Genomic DNA, 17,222 nt, shown 5'->3' with positions numbered 1-17,222 from the left:
AACCAACGAGGGCTGGTGGCGCACCAGTTGGTGGAACTCGGCGGTCGCGCTCACGTCGGTCGTAGATTTCGCAGCGCGGACCGGGCGGCACGACTACGACTGGGTGATCGCGCACACCTCGAGCAGAACCGTGGCGTCTTCCCGGCGGGCGTCCGCAGTACGGACCTGTGGCGTCCACCGGGAACGACCGCCACCTGGACACGGCCCTAGGTTCTGTCTCTTTGGTCAGCATCGGATCCAGATAAGGATGCTGGCGAGGTGGAGTGCGGCCTGGTAGGCGATCGCAAGTTTGTCCGTTCGTGTGGCCGGGCCGTTGCGGGGCACGCGGATGCGGGACATCACCGATTCGAAGGCGGGTGCGTCACCAGCCTGGCCTGCGGTCACGGTGAAGGCCAAGGGGCGTGCGTAACCGTCTGCGGCAAGGTGGACCTTGGTGCTCAGCCCGCCGCGGGAACGTCCGAGTGCGTGATCTGCGGCTCACCGAAGCAGGTCGCTCCCTTTTTCGTGCTCCTGCGGCGTGCTGGTGAGCCCGGGACGACCGTCGAGTCCACCGACACCGTCCAGTCAATGTCGTCTGTGGCGTCAGCAGCCGTCAGGACGGCGCTGACGATCATCTCCCAGGTGCCGTCGATGGCCCATCTGATCAGCCGTTTGCGAGCGGTCTGGAACGAGCCGAGCTCGTCGGGCCGGTCCCGCCAGGGCGAGCAGGTGCGGTACTTCCACGCGATGGCCTCGAGAATGCGGCGGTGGTCGGCCCACCGCCGCCCGCGCACCGGATCCGCAGGCATCAGCGGCTCGATCCGGTCCCACATCGCATCGGTGATCACTAATCGGACGGACACAACTGATCAACTGACACACCCATCAAAGAGGCACGCGCTACGGCGTGTATCGAAAGTGCCTGGTGAGGATGACGGAGAGCCCATCTGTGATCCAAAATGATTGGATGGTCACGCTTGGGACTCCCCGTTTGATCCTGCGTCGCTGGCGCGAGGAAGACGTTGCGCCCATGGCTGCCGTCAATGCCGACCCCGAGGTCATGCGGTGGATCCGTGACGGCAGCGTCCGTGACGAACAGCAGACTCGCGGCGGGGTCCGGGCATGGGAGAGCGAGTGGGAGTCACAGGGCTTCGGCCTGTTCGCCGTGGAGATCCGGTCCACTGGCGAGTTGGCCGGGTTCACCGGCCTTTCGGTACCCAACTTCTTGCCGGAGGTACTGCCGGCGGTTGAGGTCGGCTGGCGGCTGGGACGTTCCCACTGGGGGCAGGGCTTGGCCACCGAGGCCGCTGCGGCCGCTGTGCGGTTCGGGTTCGAAGAGCGAGGACTGGAGCGGATCGTCAGCATCGCTCAAGTGGGCAACGACGCCTCCGAACGGATCATGACCAAACTGGGAATGCATCTGGTCCGTGAGACCGTCAATCCCACCTGCGGTCGGCGAGTACGGGTGTTCGAGTTGTCGTCGGACCAGTACGTCACAACCACTCGCTGAAGGCGGCAACGAGGACGGTAGCCTCGTAGCGGACCGCGAGTTCGTCGTGCCTGATGGCCACGGCTCGGTGCCTCCGTGCGGACCTTCGCCCGTAACGGCCAAGGCACCTGCCATGATCGTCACCATGGGGATACACATCGCAACCGCCGGGGTGGCCGACTTCCATCAGGTCCTGACTGATCACCCCCGTTACTGGGGCGAACGCGACCTTCGGTCGCTACACCTTCTTGCACTGGTGCAGGAGTTCGGTTCCACCTGCTTGGTTGCCAGAGCCGAAGACGGAATCCGTGGGTACATCTTCGGGTTCGTCACCCCAGAGGGCACCGGCTACGTGCATCTGATCGCCACGCGGGACGACGCCCGTGGCACCGGTCTCGGGCGTCGTCTGTATACGGCGTTCGCCGAAGCAGCGGAACGTCATGGTGCACGGCAGTTGAAGGCGATCACGTCAATCGAGAACACCGGCTCAATCGCCTTCCACCGCAGCCTCGGCTTCAACACGAAGATCGTCGATGACTACAACGGCCCCGGCCAGGCTATGGCCGTCTTCCACCGAGATCTGCCGCTCAACGTCTCCTAGCCCTGACCAACCAGCCGTCACTGGTAATCGCTCCCCAGGCCGTCACTGAGTTTCGCCGCGTGATGTCGCTGGAGCACACGCCCTGAACTACAGCGAAGGACAACCGCGGCGCGACATCACGCGAAGATCATCAGTGGTTTCACGACAGGCACCAGCGACGACGGCTGTCCCCTGATGAACAAGGCCATCGAAGTCCAGGTGACCTCCTTGGTGTTCCTAGGGCGCCTATCGAATGTGCTGGTCACAGCCACACGGGTGCACGGTCTTCCCGTCCCCAGCCGGGGCACCCTGACGCGGCCGAGGACGACCTCGAACTGCGGAGAGTCCCCGCGCTGCCCTGCGGTGATCACGACGGACATGGGCTTCTGGCCCTGCTCGACGGCCAGGTGCAGCTTGGTGGTCAGGCCGCCGCGTGAGCGACCGAGGCCATGGTCGTCGGGCTCGGTTATGACACCGCCCGGCGGTTCCTTCTCCAGGTCCCCCTTTTCCTCGCACCGGCGGCATGCTGGTGGGCCCGGCAGACAGTGGAGTCGATGTTGAAATCCCAGGTGATCAGGTCCTTCACATCGGCCCGGGCCTGGACCTGGGTGAAGATGCGCTGCCAGGTGCCGTCCCGCTACCAGCGGCGGAACAGGTCGTATGCCCGGCCCCACGGCCCGTACCCGGCGGGCATGTCCCGCCAGGGGATGCCGGTACGGACCCGGAACCGTATGCCGTCGATCAGCTGCCGCCGCGTCCACACCGGCGGCCGGCCGGGCTTCTTGCCCCTCGGCAACAGCGGCTCCAACTGGGCCCATTGCTCGTCCGCCAGATCTCCACGCGCCACGAAACAAGATCATCGCACGACCAAGATCCACTTTCGACACACGCCCTAGATGTGCACCTCGGGGGGAAAGCCCGTCCAGCGCAGCTCGGGGGGCAGATGCCGCATGTCGTTGGAGATGAGGACGGAGGCCGGCCGGCCGGGCACGTATCGGATGACCGTGAGAGCGGCGTTGCCGTGGTTGAGGCCGAGCCAGCGCCATTGCGGCGCATGCATGGCGTCCCGGACGAGCCAGGCGACCAGAAAGTTGTGGGTGACGACCAGTTCGTGCCGGTCCTCTTCACCGTCCACCGGCCCGGTGAACATGTCCAGCGCCTGCCGGGCCAGAGCAGGTCCGTGCTCCCGTTCCTCCTCAGTGGCACCAGCGAGAAAGCGGAGGAAGAAGTCTGCGGATTCCGCCGGAAGCTCGTCTCTCACCGGCACGTAAGGAACGTAGTCACCGGCAACTTCCGAGACGCACAGGGGGACATTCTTCAGCTGGTCGCCGATCAGACGTGCGGTCTGCTCCGCCCGGGGCAGCGGGCCATGGTGAACAACCGCGAGAGGGATGTCCCGGAGGCGCCGGCCGAGGAGCATGGCTTGCTGACGGCCCCCGTCCGTCAGCCCGCTCTCCTCCGACGCTGCTTCGCCGTGCCGAACCAGATAGAGGTAACGGGTGGCCGTGCCGGTCATCACGAACTCCTCTGCGCCCCACTAACGATCTTGTGTATCGATGGACGCAGCCTCCTCCGGCGCCGGTTCCCCCTACCCATCAAAGAGACAGAACCCAGGCCTGGCCGACTCCGCGATCTCTTCAGCAGCCGCCGCAGTTGTAGTAGAGGACGTCCCAGTGGTTGCCCTCGTCGGCGTAGATGTTGCCCGAGCCGGAACGCCACCGGGGAGCCCCGTCGCCGCGCGGGCCGATGTAGGTGAAGTTGTTCTTGATGTAGTTCCCGAGACAGGTGTATTTGCTGTAGTCGAGCTTGTAGCCGTTCCAGTGCGAGTACGTGCCGGAGGCGTGTCCGGTCTCGGTGCCACCCGTGATGTTCAGGGCACAGCCGCTGGCCCGCTTGAGGGTCTGTGCGCCTTGGGCGGTGGCCAGGTTGAGCTGCTCGAACGACGTACAGGTGGCGTTGTTGCGGTCGGAGCAGTTCCCGGACGACGACCAGGTGATGCCGACCTGCTGGAACATGGAGGTCGCGGTGGCGTGGCTGATCTTGGTGACGGCGAACGCTTCACCGGCGGTACCGATGACGACGGCGCCGGGGGCGATGACGAGGGCGAGCGCGGTCAGGACCGAGCGGAGCTTCAAGGCCTGGGTGACCTTCATGCGGGGGACCTTCCTGCGGTGGGCCACGGTTCCTGTGGGGCAGCTGTGCAGGCGGTGCAGAAGCATCGTGCCCGCGGTCTACGCGCGTTGGCCAGAGGGCAAAGCGGAACAGGTGAGCTCGTTCACCGGTTCCGATGCACCTCTCGATCACATATGTGAGCGCCCCTGTGAATGTCTGAGTGAGTGTGGATGACGACCAGGCCCTTGTTGCCCCAGTACGGCTCTGCTTTCTTCATTAGGAAGCTTTCCTATCAATCGCTCACGTGAACGAGGTTCATATGAGGGCAACTCTTCCGTCCCTGCGGCAGGGAGTCGTAGCCACCGTGCTCGGCAGCGTCCTGCTGCTCCTCCTCAGCGTCATCCCGACCGGCTCGGCCCACGCGACCACCAACGGTCAGCGTGCCGCCGCTGCCACCCCGGTCTCCGCCAACGGACAGCTCAAGGTCTGTGGCACCAAGCTGTGCAACAGCCGTGGAAACCCCATCCAGTTACGGGGCATGAGCACCCATGGCACCCAGTGGTACCCGCACTGTCTGACCAGCGGTTCGCTCAACGCCCTGGCCGACGACTGGAAGGCCGACGTCCTGCGTGTCTCGACGTACGTACAGGAGGGCGGCTACGAGACGAACCCCCAGCACTTCACCAACCTCGCGAACTCCCTCATCCAGCAGGCGACCGACCGCGGGATGTACGTGATCGTCGACTGGCACATGCTCACCCCCGGCGACCCCCACGCCAACCTGAGCAAGGCCCGGAAGTTCTTCACCGACATCGCGGGCCGCAACAAGGACAAGAACAACGTCCTCTACGAGATCGCGAACGAGCCCAGTGGCGTGAGCTGGTCGCGGATCAAGAGCTACGCGGAGCAGATCATCCCGACCATCCGCAACATCGACTCCGATGCTCCCGTGCTGGTCGGAACGCGCGCATGGTCATCCTTCGGTGTTTCCGAGGGCGCCGACGAATCGGAGGTGGTGAACAACCCGGTCAGGGCGTCCAACATCATGTACACCTTCCACTTCTACGCGTACTCGCACCGCGACGAGTACCTGGCGACGCTCTCCCGGGCCGCCGACAAGCTCCCGGTGTTCGTCACCGAGTTCGGCACCCAGAACTACGCCGGCGAGGGCAGCAACGACTTCGCCATGTCACAGCGCTACCTCGACCTCATGGCCGGCAAGAAGATCAGCTGGACGAACTGGAACTTCTCCGACGACAACCGCACCGGAGCCGTCTTCAAGACCGGAACCTGCGACAGGTCCGGCCCCTGGACCGGCACTTCATCACTGAAGCCCGCCGGAGTCTGGATCCGTGAGCGGATCATGTCGCCGGACAACTTCCCCACCGCGTGACCGGATGATGGACAACCGCAGATGAGCATGATCGATCCGGTGGCCTGTGTGTCTCGCACAGGCCACCTTCTGCTTCAGGTCGCCGAATTGGTGGGCGCCGGCTTCGCCAGGGTCTCCGCAGCGGACGACGTGATCACTTCGGAGCTCTCGGAGCTTCGGCCGCCCCGGTCCATGAGACCGCCCATGAAGGCCAGGCCGAGGCCTGCCACGGCGAGGGCGGCACCGACGAGGTTCGGTGAGGCCCAGCCCCAGCCGGCGGAGATGGCCAGTCCGCCGAGCCAGGCGCCGCCGGCGTTGGCCAGGTTGAAGGCGGAGTGGTTGGAGGCCGCGGCCATCGTCGGAGCGTTCTTGGCCTTCGCCATCAGCAGCATCTGGACGGGGGTGGTGATGAGGGCGCCCATCGCGCCGATGAAGGTGATCGTGACCAGGGCCGCGGCGGTGCTGTGGACGGTGAAGTAGAACGTCACCAGTCCGGCCGCGAGCAGGGCGAGTCCCGCGTAGAGAGTCGGGCGCAGGGCGCGGTCAGTGAGGGGGCCGGCGATCAGCGTGCCGGCCGTCATGCCCACGCCGTACAGCGCGAGGACCAGGGTGGTCGAGGTGTCGGAGATGCCTGTCAGGTTCGTCAGCATCGGCACGAGGTAGCTGTAGACGGCGAAGAAGCCGCCGAATCCGACCACCGCCGTGGCCAGGCCGATCGCAACCTGCCGGTTCTTCATGGCCCGCACCTCGTGGCGGATGCCGGCCTGCTGACCGCGGGGCTGGTGCGGGACGAACGCGGCCAGTGCGGCGAGCGCGATGAGCCCGATGACGGCGACGGCGACGTAGGCGGACCGCCAGCCCAGCTGCTGGCCGAGCGCGGTACCGGCCGGGACGCCGACGATGTTCGCGACCGTCAGGCCGAGGAACATCATCGACACGGCGCGCGCGGCCCGGTCGGGAGCGACCAGCCGGGAGGCGACGACGGCGCCGACGCCGAACAGCGCGCCGTGCGGCAGCCCCGCCAGGAAACGCGCGGCGAACAGCAGGCCGAAGTTCGGAGCGAGCGCGGAGGCGATGTTGCCGATCACGAACAGTCCGGACAACAGCAGGAGCAGCTTCTTGTGCGGTATGCGTGCACCGATGCCGGTCAGTACGGGGGCACCGACGACGACACCGAGGGCGTAGGCCGACACGAGATTGCCGGCCTGGGGCACCGACACTCCGATCCCGTCGGCGATCTGGGGCAGCAGCCCCATCGTGGCGAACTCGGTCGTGCCGATGCCGAAGGCGACGACAGCCAGGGCCAACAGAGCCAGAGGCATGGTGCGGGGGAACCTTTCGAAGACAGCGGTCCGGGGACGAGGGAGCAGAGAAGGCCGAGGTCGGAAGACATCCACCTCAGCCGGCCGCGTCGAGCACCGTTGCCCAGCGCACCCCCACACAGGGCAAGCCCATCAACAGTGCAGCAGCGACGGTGAACCGCGCATTCCAAGATCGGGCCGCGTCTTGACGTGATCTGCGTCATGCGGCCTCCACCTGCCTCACATGGGTTGATGCATCAATCCCGTTTGATATATCTTCGACATATGGGCTCCCATCCCCAGGACGTGACCGTCGAGCCGCCCCAGTTCCTCAGGCTCGCCGCCCATCCGCTGCGCTGGCAGCTGCTGACGGCACTCGCCGAAGGCGACCATCGGGTCCGTGAACTGGTGGAACGCGTCGGGGAGCCACAGAATCTGGTGTCGTACCACTTGCGGCTGCTACGCGACGGCGGTCTGGTCGCGGCCAGGCGCAGCAGCTTCGACGGCCGGGACAGCTATTACCGCCTCGACCTGGACCGTTGCGCCGAGGCGCTGGCTGCCAGCGGTGCCGCCCTGCATCCGGCGTTGCGCCAGGACACCGCACTCCCCCATCGCCCGGTCGCCGGGGCGCGATCCCACCGGGTGGCGGTGCTCTTCGTATGCACGGGCAACAGCTCCCGCTCGCCGATCGCCGAAGCACTGCTGCGCCACCACACCGCCGGCCGCGTGACGACGGCCAGTGCGGGCACCAGCCCCAAACCGGATCTGCACCCCTATGCGGTGAGGGTGCTGCGTGAGTCGTACGGCATCAGCCTCTCCGGTGGGCGGACCCGCACCCGACACGTGGAGGCCTTGGCCGGACGCCGCTTCGACCACGTGATCACTTTGTGCGACAAGGCCCGCGAGGACTGTCCGAGGTTCGGTACTCGGCAGGTCCACTGGAGCATGGCCGACCCGGGCGCGACCGACGGCACCGGCCAGGCCGGCTACGCCGCCTTTCAGGAAGCTGCGGCAGACATAGACACGCGCATCAGGTATCTGATTCCGGTCCTGAACATCCCCGAGACCCTTGCGAGGTCCGAGCCATGACCGCTCACGACGAATACGTCAGCGTCCGTTACCTCGTCGATGACGTGCAGGCCGCCACCGACTTCTACACCACCCACCTCGGGTTCACGCTGCACTCCAGCGCCGCCCCGGCCTTCGCCGACGTGATCCGTGGCCGGCTACGGCTGCTGCTGTCGGGCCCGGCGAGTTCGGGTGCCCGGGCCACCCCGAAGGAGGCGGCCGTGCCCGGCGGCAACCGTATCCACCTGACCTTCGACGACCTCGACGCAGAGATCGCTCGGCTGCGCGACGCCGGTCTCACCTTCCGCAGTGAGGTCGTCTCCGGCCCCGGCGGACAGCAGATCCTGCTGGCCGACCCGGCGGACAACCTCATCGAGCTGTTTCAGCCCGCCCACCGGCCCTGACCGTCGCCGCTCAGCACCGCTACCCGGAAGTCAGCGGCTGTTCGGGACGACCAGGCCGGCCTCGTAGGCGAGAACCACGAGTTGGGCCCGGTCGCGGGTGTGGAGCTTCGTCATCGCCCGGTTGATGTGGGTCTTGGCGGTCATCGGGCTGATCACCATGTGGTCGGCGATCTGGTCGTTGGACAGGCCCTGCGCCACCAGGGCGACGGCCTCGCGTTCGCGGCCGGTCAGCTCCGCCAGTACGCCGTCGGTCGCGGCCGGGAGGGGCTGCTTGACGTACCGCTGGATCAGTTTGCGGGTGATGGACGGGGCGAGCAGGGCGTCACCGCGGGCGGCGACCCGTACGGCGTGCAGGAGGTCCTCCGGCACGATGTCCTTGACCAGGAACCCGGCAGCGCCGGCGCGCAGGGCCTCGAAGACGTACTCGTCCATGCCGTAGTTGGTGAGGATGACGACGTGCACACCGGCAAGCGCCGGGTCCGCGGCGATGCGCCGGGTCGCCTCGATGCCGTCCATCACCGGCATCCGGATGTCGATGAGAGCAACGTCGGGCTGATGCTCCTGGGCGAGCGCCAGGCCCTCTTCGCCATCGGTGGCTTCGGCCACGACCTGGATGTCGTCCTCGAGGTCGAGCAGGGCACGGAAGCCGCTGCGGATGAGTGGCTGGTCGTCGACCAGCAGGACACGGATCATGATGCTCGTTCCACGGGGAGTTCTGCCTGGACGGTGAAGCCGTGCCCGGCGCAAGGTTCGGCGCGCAGTCGGCCGCCGAGTGCGCTGACGCGTTCGCGCATGCCGAGCAGTCCGAGACCCAGGGCCGGGGCGTCGTCAGGGGTGGCCTTGCCGTCGTCGTCGACCTGGACGGACAGCGCGTCGGGCAGGTATGCGATCCGGACCGTCGCGGTGGTGGCGTCGGCGTGCCGGGCGGTGTTGGTCAGCGCCTCCTGGACGATGCGGTAGGCGGTACGGCCCACCGCGGCCGGCACGTCGTGCCGTTGCCCTTCGATCGTCAGCGTCGTGTCCAGGCCCATCGAACGGGCGCGCTCCACCAGTTCCGGTACATGCTCAAGGCTCTGCGGCGGGGTGGTGTCGTCGTCGCGGAGGGCCTCCAGGGTCGCACGCAGCTCTCGGGTCGCCTCCCGGCCGGCCACCTGGATCGCCAGCAGCGCCTCGGGGACCTGCTCGCCGCGCCGATGCGCCACATGGACAGCGACCTCGGACTGCACCTTGATGATCGAGATCTGGTGGGTGAGGGAATCATGCAGCTCCCGCGCGATGTGGAGCCGCTCCTCGTCGGCGCGGCGCCGCGCGGTCTCCTCCCGGGTGCGCTCGGCTTCCTCCGCCCGCCGCTCAGCCTGCCGAAGCGCCTCCCCCGCGGCGAACGCGGCGATCAGCCAGGCGATTTCGAGTACGTTCCGGGCCTGCGCGAACGCGTCGCGCGCGGGCCCGTCGCGGAAAGCCAGGGCGATGAGAGGGAGGACGACGAGCAGGGCCACGGACACCGCCACCGTGAGGGCACGGTGACCTGCCCGCACGGCGCCGTACACCGCCACCAGGTACGAGACGGCGAGCACATCAAATCCGGCTGCCTCGTACCCCACGGCACACAGGCCGGTGACCGCCAGCACGGCGATCGGAGCCCTGCGGCGCGCGACCAGCCCCAGACCGCCCGCCGCCAGTAGCACGCCGCCGAGCAGCGCGCGGCCCCCGGCGGGATGCGGCCCGGACAGCCCGGTGCCCAGCAGCAGTGCCGCCACGCCGACGGCGACCGCCCAGTCCATGACACCGGCCGGGACACGAAGACGCGTTGTGTCCATGAGCGCACAGTAGCCGGGCCATGCCGCGGACGAGTCCCGCCCGGGGACGAGCGGCCGACTACCGCAGCCGCGGTACCTGCCCGCCGCCTGCCGCATCCGCAGCAGTCGACTGCCATGTCGGCGGCAGTCCGAAGAGACCGCACTCGCCGGACGACCGGCAGCCGTTCGGCAGGCACGCTCGAGTCACAAGGGAACGTCGAATTCGCCTCACGACAAGCAGGAGGAGATTCTCATGAGCGCAGCAGATGCCCTGATGGTGGCTGCCGAGGGCGGGATCATCGGCGACGGGCGGACCGGGGCCAACCTGGCCCTCGGGGTGGGGCTGATCGGCGTGGTCATCGGCGGGCTGGCCCTGGCCCGCGTCGCCGGCCGCATCAGTGCCGGCAACGCGCGCACCGGCGCCATGTCGGCCATGACCGTGGGACTGCTCGGCACGGCCCTCGCGGTGCTGCATCTGGCCACCTCCAGCGGAGGTCCTGGCACCGGCAACGGGATGGTGGGAGCCGTCTTCGCCATCCCGCTGGGGTTGATCGCCGTGGCCCTCGGCCGGCGAGCCCTCACCCGCTCCCGACACGCCGAGCGGACCACCGACCGCTTCGAGCACGAGCGGGAGCTCGGGTCCGCCTGACGGACGTCAGGGGCGTACGTCGACGTAGTCACCGGTGGCCTTGGCCGGACCGGTGGTGGTCGTGCCGGGGAAGTACCACCGCCAGTAGCCGTCCTTGACCGCCTTGACCGGGGCACGCAAGGTGCCGGTGCTGCTGGTCTTCACCGAGACCACCGTGGTGTAGGTGCTGCTGTCCTTCGGGCGGAACTGCAGCTTCACGCTCTGGCCCGCGTATCCCGCATATCGATACGTGTCCCAGTTGGCCCGCACGAGCTTGCCGGTGACGGTGATCCGCGCGCCCTTGGTGACCGGCTCCGGTGACGCGTTGACCGTGAGCTGCGCCGCACGCTTGAGGCTGAACGATCCCGCGCCGGGGGCGAAGACGGACTCGCCGTCGTTGGTGTCGGCCAGGGCGTCGACCGACCAGGTGCCCGCGTTGGCGTTGGCCAGGTCCACCGGATCGTCGCTGCCCGGGGCGGGGTGGGCGTTGACGGTGAACAACGTCGTGCAGGCCGTCGCGCTCTCGCAGAACGCGTCGGTGGTGTAGAAGCCGCCGTGCGGTCCCTTCAGATCCACATCGACGAAGGACAGACCGGAGTCGTCCGAGCCGCTGACCCTGACCGGGAACGCCACGTTGTGCGTCACACCCACGATGACGTCATGTCCGGAGTTGACGGTGGCCCCGCTGACGACCGGTTCGGCGGGCGCGGCATCGGCCGGGGCACCGACGCCCGCCATCAGCACTACGGCGGCCCCCAGCACGACACCGCGGCTCGTCGCGCGACCAACGGGCCTGCCCTGCACGGCACTTGCACCGGCGGTGGGCGCAGCGGTGTCGTGCCCGCCGCTCGGTCTGTCGCCTAGCGGTGCGGCATTGCGGCTCATGAACCCTCCCGGAGAGCTACGGCGACGCAAGCGCGTCACTCCCTACGACTGCCGAGCCGGCCCGATCGTTGCCCTCCGGACGTGAGCCGCCGTAGAGGCTCCCTAGCTGGTGCAGTTGCCGTCGGACACCTGGAGCCCGGTGCCCGCGCCCGCCGTCCGGCTCACGATGTCGGGGACGCACGCGGCGGCGTCGAGCGTGTAGGAGTAGGGGATGCTCACCGTGGTGGTGGACTGCGGGTTCGGGCCCGCGGGGTAGTTGTCCGTGCCGGGGCTGGACCAGGTGACGTTGTCGAAGACGTTGCCGCTGACCTGCCAGTACCCGCGCTGGTCCGTGTAGAACGTGCCGAGGACGTCCTTGGAGTCCTCGAAGTAGTTGTTGTCCACCTTCGCCTTGGCGCCGGCGCGTGAGTTGATGCCGGACTCGTTCAGGCTCACGTAGTGGTTGTTGTAGGCGTGGGCTGTCCCGCCGCGCAGGAGTGGGGCGCGGGAGTCGATGTTCTCGTACCGGTTGTGGTGGAAGGTCACGTACCCGTTGGACAGATCGCTCTCGCTGGATCCGATGAGACCGCCTCGGCCGGAGTTGCGCAGAACGCTGTACGACAGCGTCACGTACTGCGTGTTGTCCTTCATGTCGAACAGGCCGTCGTAGCCCTCCGACTCGCCTCCCGACGCCTCCAGGGTGGCGTGGTCGACCCAGATATTGCGGACGTCCCTCTCCATGCCGATCGCGTCACCACCGTTGGACGTGGGTGAGCCCGACTTCTTCACGTTCCGGACGGTCACGTTCTGGATGATGATGTTGCTCGATTCGCGTATGTGGATGCCCAGTTGGTCGAAGACGGCACCGTTGCCGACGCCGATGAGGGTGACGTTGCTGATCTGCTTCAGCTCGATGACACCGGCGGCCGTGTTGCAGCTGTCTCCCGACACCTTCGAGGTGTTGCCGTGGTTGATGGTCCCCTCGACCTCGATGGTGATCGGCGTGCTGCTGTCGGCCCGGCCGCAGAGGGCCGCGTGGATCTGGGTGCCCGTGGTCGCGCGGACCCGCTGTCCGCCGGCTCCACCCGTGGTCCCGCCGTTCTGGGTGGCATAGCCGGTGACGCTGCCGGTCGCGGCCGAGGCCTCCGGCGTCGACAGGGTCACGCCGGCCGCGGCCGCCAGGGCCATCGCGGCCGATGCGGCGGAGAGGCGCAGTGCGACAGGTCTTGTCATCTCGTCTCCTGAATTCACCGAGGTTCACCGTGGTTTGCAGTGACGCGTGGGTGTGCGACAGCCCGGCTGCATGACATGTGGGGCTGGTGGCGCATGACGCTGGAGAAAGCGCTTTCTGGCTGGAGACCATAGAGCTCGTTCAGCCATCCGACAAGACTTTTCGACTGACCTTGTGAACAAGAATCATGCACATGAACCCGTACCGGCCTGGCACCGAAGCCCCCTCCCCGGGACCGCAGCCCATGGCCGTCCTCCAACGCCCGTGGCATTCCTCATTCACACCTATGGGAAGTTTCGGGGTGCATCGTTACCCTCCGCCCATGATTCCCACGGTGGTTTGGGGCACAGGCAATGTCGGGCGTGCGGCCATCCGGGCTGTCGCGGCGCATCCGATGCTCAGCCTTGTGGCCGTGCTGGTGTCGAGCCCCGCCAAGGTCGGCAAGGACGCGGGTGAACTCAGCGATCTCGGACGGCGGTTGGGGGTGGCGGCGACGGACGACGTGGACGCGGTTCTGTCCACGGGGCCGCGCGCGGTCGTGTACGCGGCGTCCGGTGACGTCCGTCCGGACGGCGCGATCGAGGACATCGCCCGCGCACTCCGCGCCGGCGCGGTGGTCGTCACTCCGTCCGTGTACGGCATGTACGACTGCACGAACGCCCCCGACGACATCCGCGACGTACTGGCCGGGGCCGCGCGGGCCGGGGGCGGCTCGCTGTTCGTGTCGGGCGTGGACCCCGGTTGGGCCAACGACGCGCTCCCGCTGCTGATCAGCGGGCTGGGGTCGGACATCGACGCCGTCCGGTGCCAGGAGATCTTCGACTACTCGACGTACGACCAGGAGGAAGCCGTACGCGATCTGATCGGTATGGGCCACCCGCTGGACCACCAGCCGCTGATGCTCGCCGAGGGCATCCCCACCATGATCTGGGGCGGACAGCTGCGGATGATGGCACGGGCCCTGGGCGTCGAACTGGACGGCATCGAGGAGACCTTGGAACGCCGCCCCCTCGAAACCTCCGTCGTCACCGGCACGATGGGCGAGTTCGCGGCCGGTACCCAGGGAGCGGTACGGCTCGAGGTGCAGGGCGTGGTGGCGGGCGAACCCCGCATCATCGTCGAGCACATCACCCGTATTCACGCCACCTGCGCCCCGGACTGGCCGGCACCGCCGGACGGCGGAGCGGGCGCGCACCGCGTGATCATCGAAGGACGCCCCCGTATAGAGGTCACGGTCGAGGCCACGGACGAGGGAGAGAACAGAGCCGCCGGCGGCAACGCGACGGCGGCCGGCCGTCTGGTGAACGCCATCGACTGGCTCGTCGAGGCCGGACCGGGCCTCTACGACGCACTCGACGTCCCGCTGCGCCCCGCGGTGGGCAGACTGGGAAAGAAGTGATCATGCAGATCGACATCCCACCAGGTGCGGAGCCCATCCCGTACGTCTGGGGCGACCTGGTGCCCGAGATCGGCCAGGCAGCCAGCAACTTCTCGCTGTCCGTCTACCAGCACACGACCCTCGGACTCCGCGAGTTCGAGGCAGCCCGGCTGCGCATCGCAGAGATCAACGGATGCCTGTTCTGCCTGGACTGGCGCACCGAACGCAACGGAGAGAAGGTCGAAGAAGGCTTCCTGGACGCGGTCACACACTGGCGTACGACGGACTCCTTCGACGCACGCACACGTCTCGCCGCCGAGTACGCGGAGCGCTACGCCATCGACCATCACAACCTGGACGACGAGTTCTGGAAACGGATGAAGGCGCACTACAGCCAGGCGGAGATCGTGGAGTTGAGCATGTGCATCGGCTCCTGGCTGGCGTTCGGCCGTCTCAATCATGTGCTGGGGCTCGACAGCGTGTGTGTGCTGCCGTCGGCGCGGGGTTCCTGATGAGGCGCGGCCAGGGCCCGGTCGGCGGATCAGGGCGGCTGAAGGAGGCCGTGCGGACTGGCCGAGCGGAGCGGGGTCTGGTGTGGGCAGTTGCTAGGCGGAGGAGGGAGTCGACGCGGAGCCTCGGCGGGTGACGACAACGCGGCGGATTTGCGTGGTCGGGGCGGCGGGGCAGGCTCCTGTTCGTCGGCTCTCTTCACACAGTGCCCTACGTCCGCCGGAGAGACCGCGGTTATGTTCATGGCGCACCGTTCCGGGTTGCCCTTGTTCGGGCTCGTCCCGTACACCGACGGCCCGTCAGCAGGCCCGTGAGGTGTCGCCGTCCTGATCGGCCGAGTGAAGCAGCTCGATGACACGTTCCTCGTACCGGACGCGGGCCGGGGAGAAGTCGTACGGCATCTTGCCGATGGCCTCCAACGTGCTCATCCTCGCCTCGCCTTCTTCCTCGCCGGCGTGCTCGTCCTCCTGGTCCAGGAGGACGTCGAGGGCCTCGTCCAGGCCGGATCTGTCGATGGCGGCTGCCAGGGCGGTCTCATGAGCACACCGCTGGGCGGCCAGGTCTTCGATGCGGGGGTCGTCGGGGGACACGGTGTCGTCCAGGTCCGCCTCAGCCTCGGCCAGGCGGTCCTCCTCGGCCCGCAGTTCGGGGTGGGTGGCCAGGACGATGAACCGGTCGGCCTGGGCGGCGGCGCCCAGGGGGCCGAGGACACGCTCCGTGACCAGGAGGGTATCGAGATCGGTGGAGCGTGGGACTCCGGGCGCCAGATCATGCAGACGGCCGCTGACCAGCGGTGAGAGCAGACCCAGGGGGCTGCCCATTTTGCGGAGCCGGTGCACAGCAGCCCGTTGGACTTCGATGGCGGCCGCCTTGGCGGCGAGGGACTCCTCCAGCTGGGCCAGGGACTGCTCGATGCCGGTGGCGCCCTCGAAGCCGGCCCGGATGTCGTCCAGGGAGAGACCCGCATCAGCCATCTTGCGGATCCACAACAGGCGGATCATGTCGTCGTATCCGTATCGCCGACGGTCGTCGCTGCCGCGTTCCGGTTCAGCTAGAAGCCCTATGGCGTGGTAATGGCGGATGGCGCGGGGTGTGGTCCCGGCGAACGCGGCGGCATCGCCGATCTTGACCCGGCGGGGAATCGCAGGAAGGGGCATACGAGGGAACCTCTCAATGTCGTGCTCGCCGCCTACTGGACCATATGCCGCTACGACACATGCAAACCGCTGCTGTAGGCGAGCCCCGCGCTCCCGCACCGTCAAGGTACGTCCACCCCCGCACCTCGCCAACCCGCCGAGCCATGACCGGCCGCCCGGTAACCTCCCGTACGGCGGCCAGGATGCGCTGGTCGTCCGGCGGGAGCAGGGTCTCCGCCACGCTGGACGTGCGGTGCGGAATCATCATCACCACCCGGTCGCCCACCTGCCCGGCCGAGGCCCGCTCCTCGGCAAGCCGCTCGCTCATCCGCTCAAGAACCCTCTCAGAACTCAGCCGTCGGCCAAGCACTGCGCTCAACACGAACCCAGCGGTGATAGGCGTCCACGTCGACATTGCTGCCGCACACGATGGTGACCACGTGTCGGCCGGCGAAGCGGTCGCGGTCTTCGAGGATCGCCGCGAGGCCGAGCGCGGCCGAAGGTTCGACGACGAGGCCGGCATGGTCGAGGAGCATCCGCATCCCGGCGATGATCGACGTCTCCTGGACCAGGACGGCGTCGTCGGCGACCAGGAGGAGGTCGTTCAGGACGGCCGGGATGGGGCGCCGGCCGGCGACGCCGTCAGCGATGGTGTCGGTCGAGTCGGTGGTGACGACCCGTCGCCTCCGCCACGAGTGTGTCATCGCTGGTGCGCCCAGCGGCTGGACGCAGATCACCTCGACTTCGGGAGCCAAGGCCTTCATCACATGACCCACGCCGGTGGCCAGTGCCCCGCCGCCGAGAGCGATCAGGACGGTGTCGAACGCCGGCGCGGTGTCGACCAGTTCCAGGCCGATGGTCGCCGCGCCCTCGCAGGTCTCGACGTCCAGGCTGTCTTCGAGCAGTCGGATTCCGTCGCGGCGCGCGATGGCCGCGGCCCGCTCGCGTGCCATCTCGTGGTCGCCGTCCACCAGTTCCAGCCTGGCGTCCAATGCGCGGATGCGATCGAGCTTGGCCGCAGTCGCGAAGCGGGACGCCACGACGGTGACGTCGAGTCCCCGGCCGCGACCGGACCAAGCGAGGGCTTGGCCAAGGTTGCCGGCGCTGGCGCACACCACGGCTCGCGGGCCGTTGTCGGCGAGCATGCTCGCCACGAGCTCGGTGCCGCGGGCCTTGAAGCTGCGGACCGGGTTGGCCGTTTCGAGCTTGATGCTCACCGTGCACCCGAGCACGGGCTCCAACGCTTCGCAGGGGTACAGCGGACTGTCGAGAAAAATCGGGTCGATCACCGGGCGGGCCGCCCGGATCCGAGCAGTGTCGAGGCGCGTTTCCTGCACGACACCGAAGCGTAGCGTCGCGGGCGCTGTTCCCAGC

17 protein-coding genes and 2 pseudogenes are annotated in these 17,222 nt (G+C 67.9%); 8 read left to right on the top strand and 11 right to left on the bottom strand.

Annotated elements, in window-relative coordinates; translation table 11 throughout:
• Positions 1-225 precede the first annotated feature (225 nt).
• A pseudogene (locus IE325_RS37805) lies at positions 226-842 on the bottom strand (IS5 family transposase).
• A 104-nt stretch (positions 843-946) separates the two neighbouring features.
• On the opposite strand from IE325_RS37805, the gene IE325_RS37800 reads away from it, so the two are divergent.
• Positions 947-1,489, top strand: coding sequence for a GNAT family N-acetyltransferase (locus IE325_RS37800; RefSeq protein ID WP_190074690.1), 543 nt, complete (start codon positions 947-949; stop codon positions 1,487-1,489).
• 112 nt (positions 1,490-1,601) lie between these two features.
• Positions 1,602-2,069 carry a GNAT family N-acetyltransferase gene (locus IE325_RS37795; protein ID WP_190074689.1) on the top strand — a complete coding sequence of 156 codons (468 nt, stop codon included), beginning with the start codon at positions 1,602-1,604 and terminating at the stop codon, positions 2,067-2,069.
• 616 nt (positions 2,070-2,685) lie between these two features.
• On the opposite strand, the gene IE325_RS46375 is transcribed toward IE325_RS37795, so the two are convergent.
• The 3 genes from IE325_RS46375 to IE325_RS37780 all read right to left on the bottom strand — a co-directional run bounded on the left by IE325_RS46375 (position 2,686) and on the right by IE325_RS37780 (position 4,201).
• A complete protein-coding gene (locus IE325_RS46375; protein ID WP_229912304.1) occupies positions 2,686-2,895 on the bottom strand; it encodes a transposase in 210 nt (69 codons plus the stop codon).
• Between the two features lie 45 nt (positions 2,896-2,940).
• The gene (locus IE325_RS37785; RefSeq protein WP_190074688.1) at positions 2,941-3,564 is read right to left on the bottom strand and encodes a histidine phosphatase family protein; all 624 of its coding nucleotides are present in this window, start codon (positions 3,562-3,564) and stop codon (positions 2,941-2,943) included.
• A gap of 121 nt (positions 3,565-3,685) precedes the next feature.
• Positions 3,686-4,201: a hypothetical protein gene (locus IE325_RS37780; protein ID WP_190074687.1), complete on the bottom strand. Its 516-nt coding sequence runs from the start codon at positions 4,199-4,201 to the stop codon at positions 3,686-3,688.
• A gap of 278 nt (positions 4,202-4,479) precedes the next feature.
• Here IE325_RS37780 and IE325_RS37775 point away from each other — a divergent pair, with 278 nt between their 5' ends.
• Entirely contained in the window at positions 4,480-5,553 is a 1,074-nt protein-coding gene (locus IE325_RS37775) for a glycoside hydrolase family 5 protein (RefSeq protein ID WP_190074686.1), read from the top strand.
• A 74-nt stretch (positions 5,554-5,627) separates the two neighbouring features.
• Here the strand turns inward: IE325_RS37775 and IE325_RS37770 are convergent, their stop codons facing one another.
• Positions 5,628-6,854 (bottom strand): MFS transporter, encoded by a 1,227-nt coding sequence (locus IE325_RS37770; protein ID WP_190074685.1) that lies wholly within the window; start codon positions 6,852-6,854, stop codon positions 5,628-5,630.
• 264 nt (positions 6,855-7,118) lie between these two features.
• Between IE325_RS37770 and IE325_RS37765 the strand changes: the two genes are divergently transcribed.
• Positions 7,119-7,922 (top strand): metalloregulator ArsR/SmtB family transcription factor, encoded by an 804-nt coding sequence (locus IE325_RS37765; protein WP_190074684.1) that lies wholly within the window; start codon positions 7,119-7,121, stop codon positions 7,920-7,922.
• Positions 7,919-8,305, top strand: coding sequence for a VOC family protein (locus IE325_RS37760; RefSeq protein WP_190074683.1), 387 nt, complete (start codon positions 7,919-7,921; stop codon positions 8,303-8,305). The genes IE325_RS37765 and IE325_RS37760 overlap by 4 nt, the downstream gene beginning before the upstream one ends.
• A 30-nt stretch (positions 8,306-8,335) precedes the next feature.
• Here IE325_RS37760 and IE325_RS37755 read toward each other — a convergent pair whose 3' ends face one another.
• Positions 8,336-8,998 carry a response regulator gene (locus tag IE325_RS37755; protein ID WP_190074682.1) on the bottom strand — a complete coding sequence of 221 codons (663 nt, stop codon included), beginning with the start codon at positions 8,996-8,998 and terminating at the stop codon, positions 8,336-8,338.
• Complete coding sequence (locus IE325_RS37750) at positions 8,995-10,122, bottom strand: sensor histidine kinase (RefSeq protein ID WP_190074681.1); 1,128 nt, start codon at positions 10,120-10,122, stop codon at positions 8,995-8,997. Before IE325_RS37750 ends, IE325_RS37755 begins: the two co-directional genes overlap by 4 nt.
• 232 nt (positions 10,123-10,354) lie before the next feature.
• On the opposite strand from IE325_RS37750, the gene IE325_RS37745 reads away from it, so the two are divergent.
• Entirely contained in the window at positions 10,355-10,750 is a 396-nt protein-coding gene (locus IE325_RS37745) for a DUF6223 family protein (protein ID WP_190074680.1), read from the top strand.
• A gap of 6 nt (positions 10,751-10,756) precedes the next feature.
• Here the strand turns inward: IE325_RS37745 and IE325_RS37740 are convergent, their stop codons facing one another.
• Together IE325_RS37740 and IE325_RS37735 are read right to left on the bottom strand one after the other, a co-directional pair.
• Positions 10,757-11,614, bottom strand: coding sequence for a calcium-binding protein (locus IE325_RS37740; RefSeq protein ID WP_229912303.1), 858 nt, complete (start codon positions 11,612-11,614; stop codon positions 10,757-10,759).
• Between the two features lie 108 nt (positions 11,615-11,722).
• Positions 11,723-12,826, bottom strand: a pseudogene (locus tag IE325_RS37735) (pectate lyase family protein); the annotation flags it as partial.
• A 320-nt stretch (positions 12,827-13,146) separates the two neighbouring features.
• Between IE325_RS37735 and IE325_RS37730 the strand changes: the two are divergent.
• Positions 13,147-14,223, top strand: a complete 1,077-nt coding sequence (locus tag IE325_RS37730; RefSeq protein WP_190074678.1) for an NAD(P)H-dependent amine dehydrogenase family protein — start codon at positions 13,147-13,149, stop codon at positions 14,221-14,223.
• A gap of 2 nt (positions 14,224-14,225) precedes the next feature.
• Complete coding sequence (locus tag IE325_RS37725; protein ID WP_190074677.1) at positions 14,226-14,714, top strand: carboxymuconolactone decarboxylase family protein; 489 nt, start codon at positions 14,226-14,228, stop codon at positions 14,712-14,714.
• Positions 14,715-15,011: 297 nt separating this feature from the next.
• Here IE325_RS37725 and IE325_RS37720 read toward each other — a convergent pair whose 3' ends face one another.
• Both IE325_RS37720 and IE325_RS37715 read right to left on the bottom strand, forming a co-directional pair.
• The gene (locus tag IE325_RS37720) at positions 15,012-15,869 is read right to left on the bottom strand and encodes a MerR family transcriptional regulator (RefSeq protein WP_190074676.1); all 858 of its coding nucleotides are present in this window, start codon (positions 15,867-15,869) and stop codon (positions 15,012-15,014) included.
• Between the two features lie 323 nt (positions 15,870-16,192).
• Positions 16,193-17,185: a threonine ammonia-lyase gene (locus tag IE325_RS37715; protein ID WP_190074675.1), complete on the bottom strand. Its 993-nt coding sequence runs from the start codon at positions 17,183-17,185 to the stop codon at positions 16,193-16,195.
• Positions 17,186-17,222 lie beyond the last annotated feature (37 nt).

Source organism: Streptomyces lanatus, assembly GCF_014655715.1.
Lineage (GTDB): Bacteria > Actinomycetota > Actinomycetes > Streptomycetales > Streptomycetaceae > Streptomyces > Streptomyces lanatus.
Note: the sequence above shows the minus strand (reverse complement) of the source record. Positions and strands in the feature narration are given on the sequence as shown.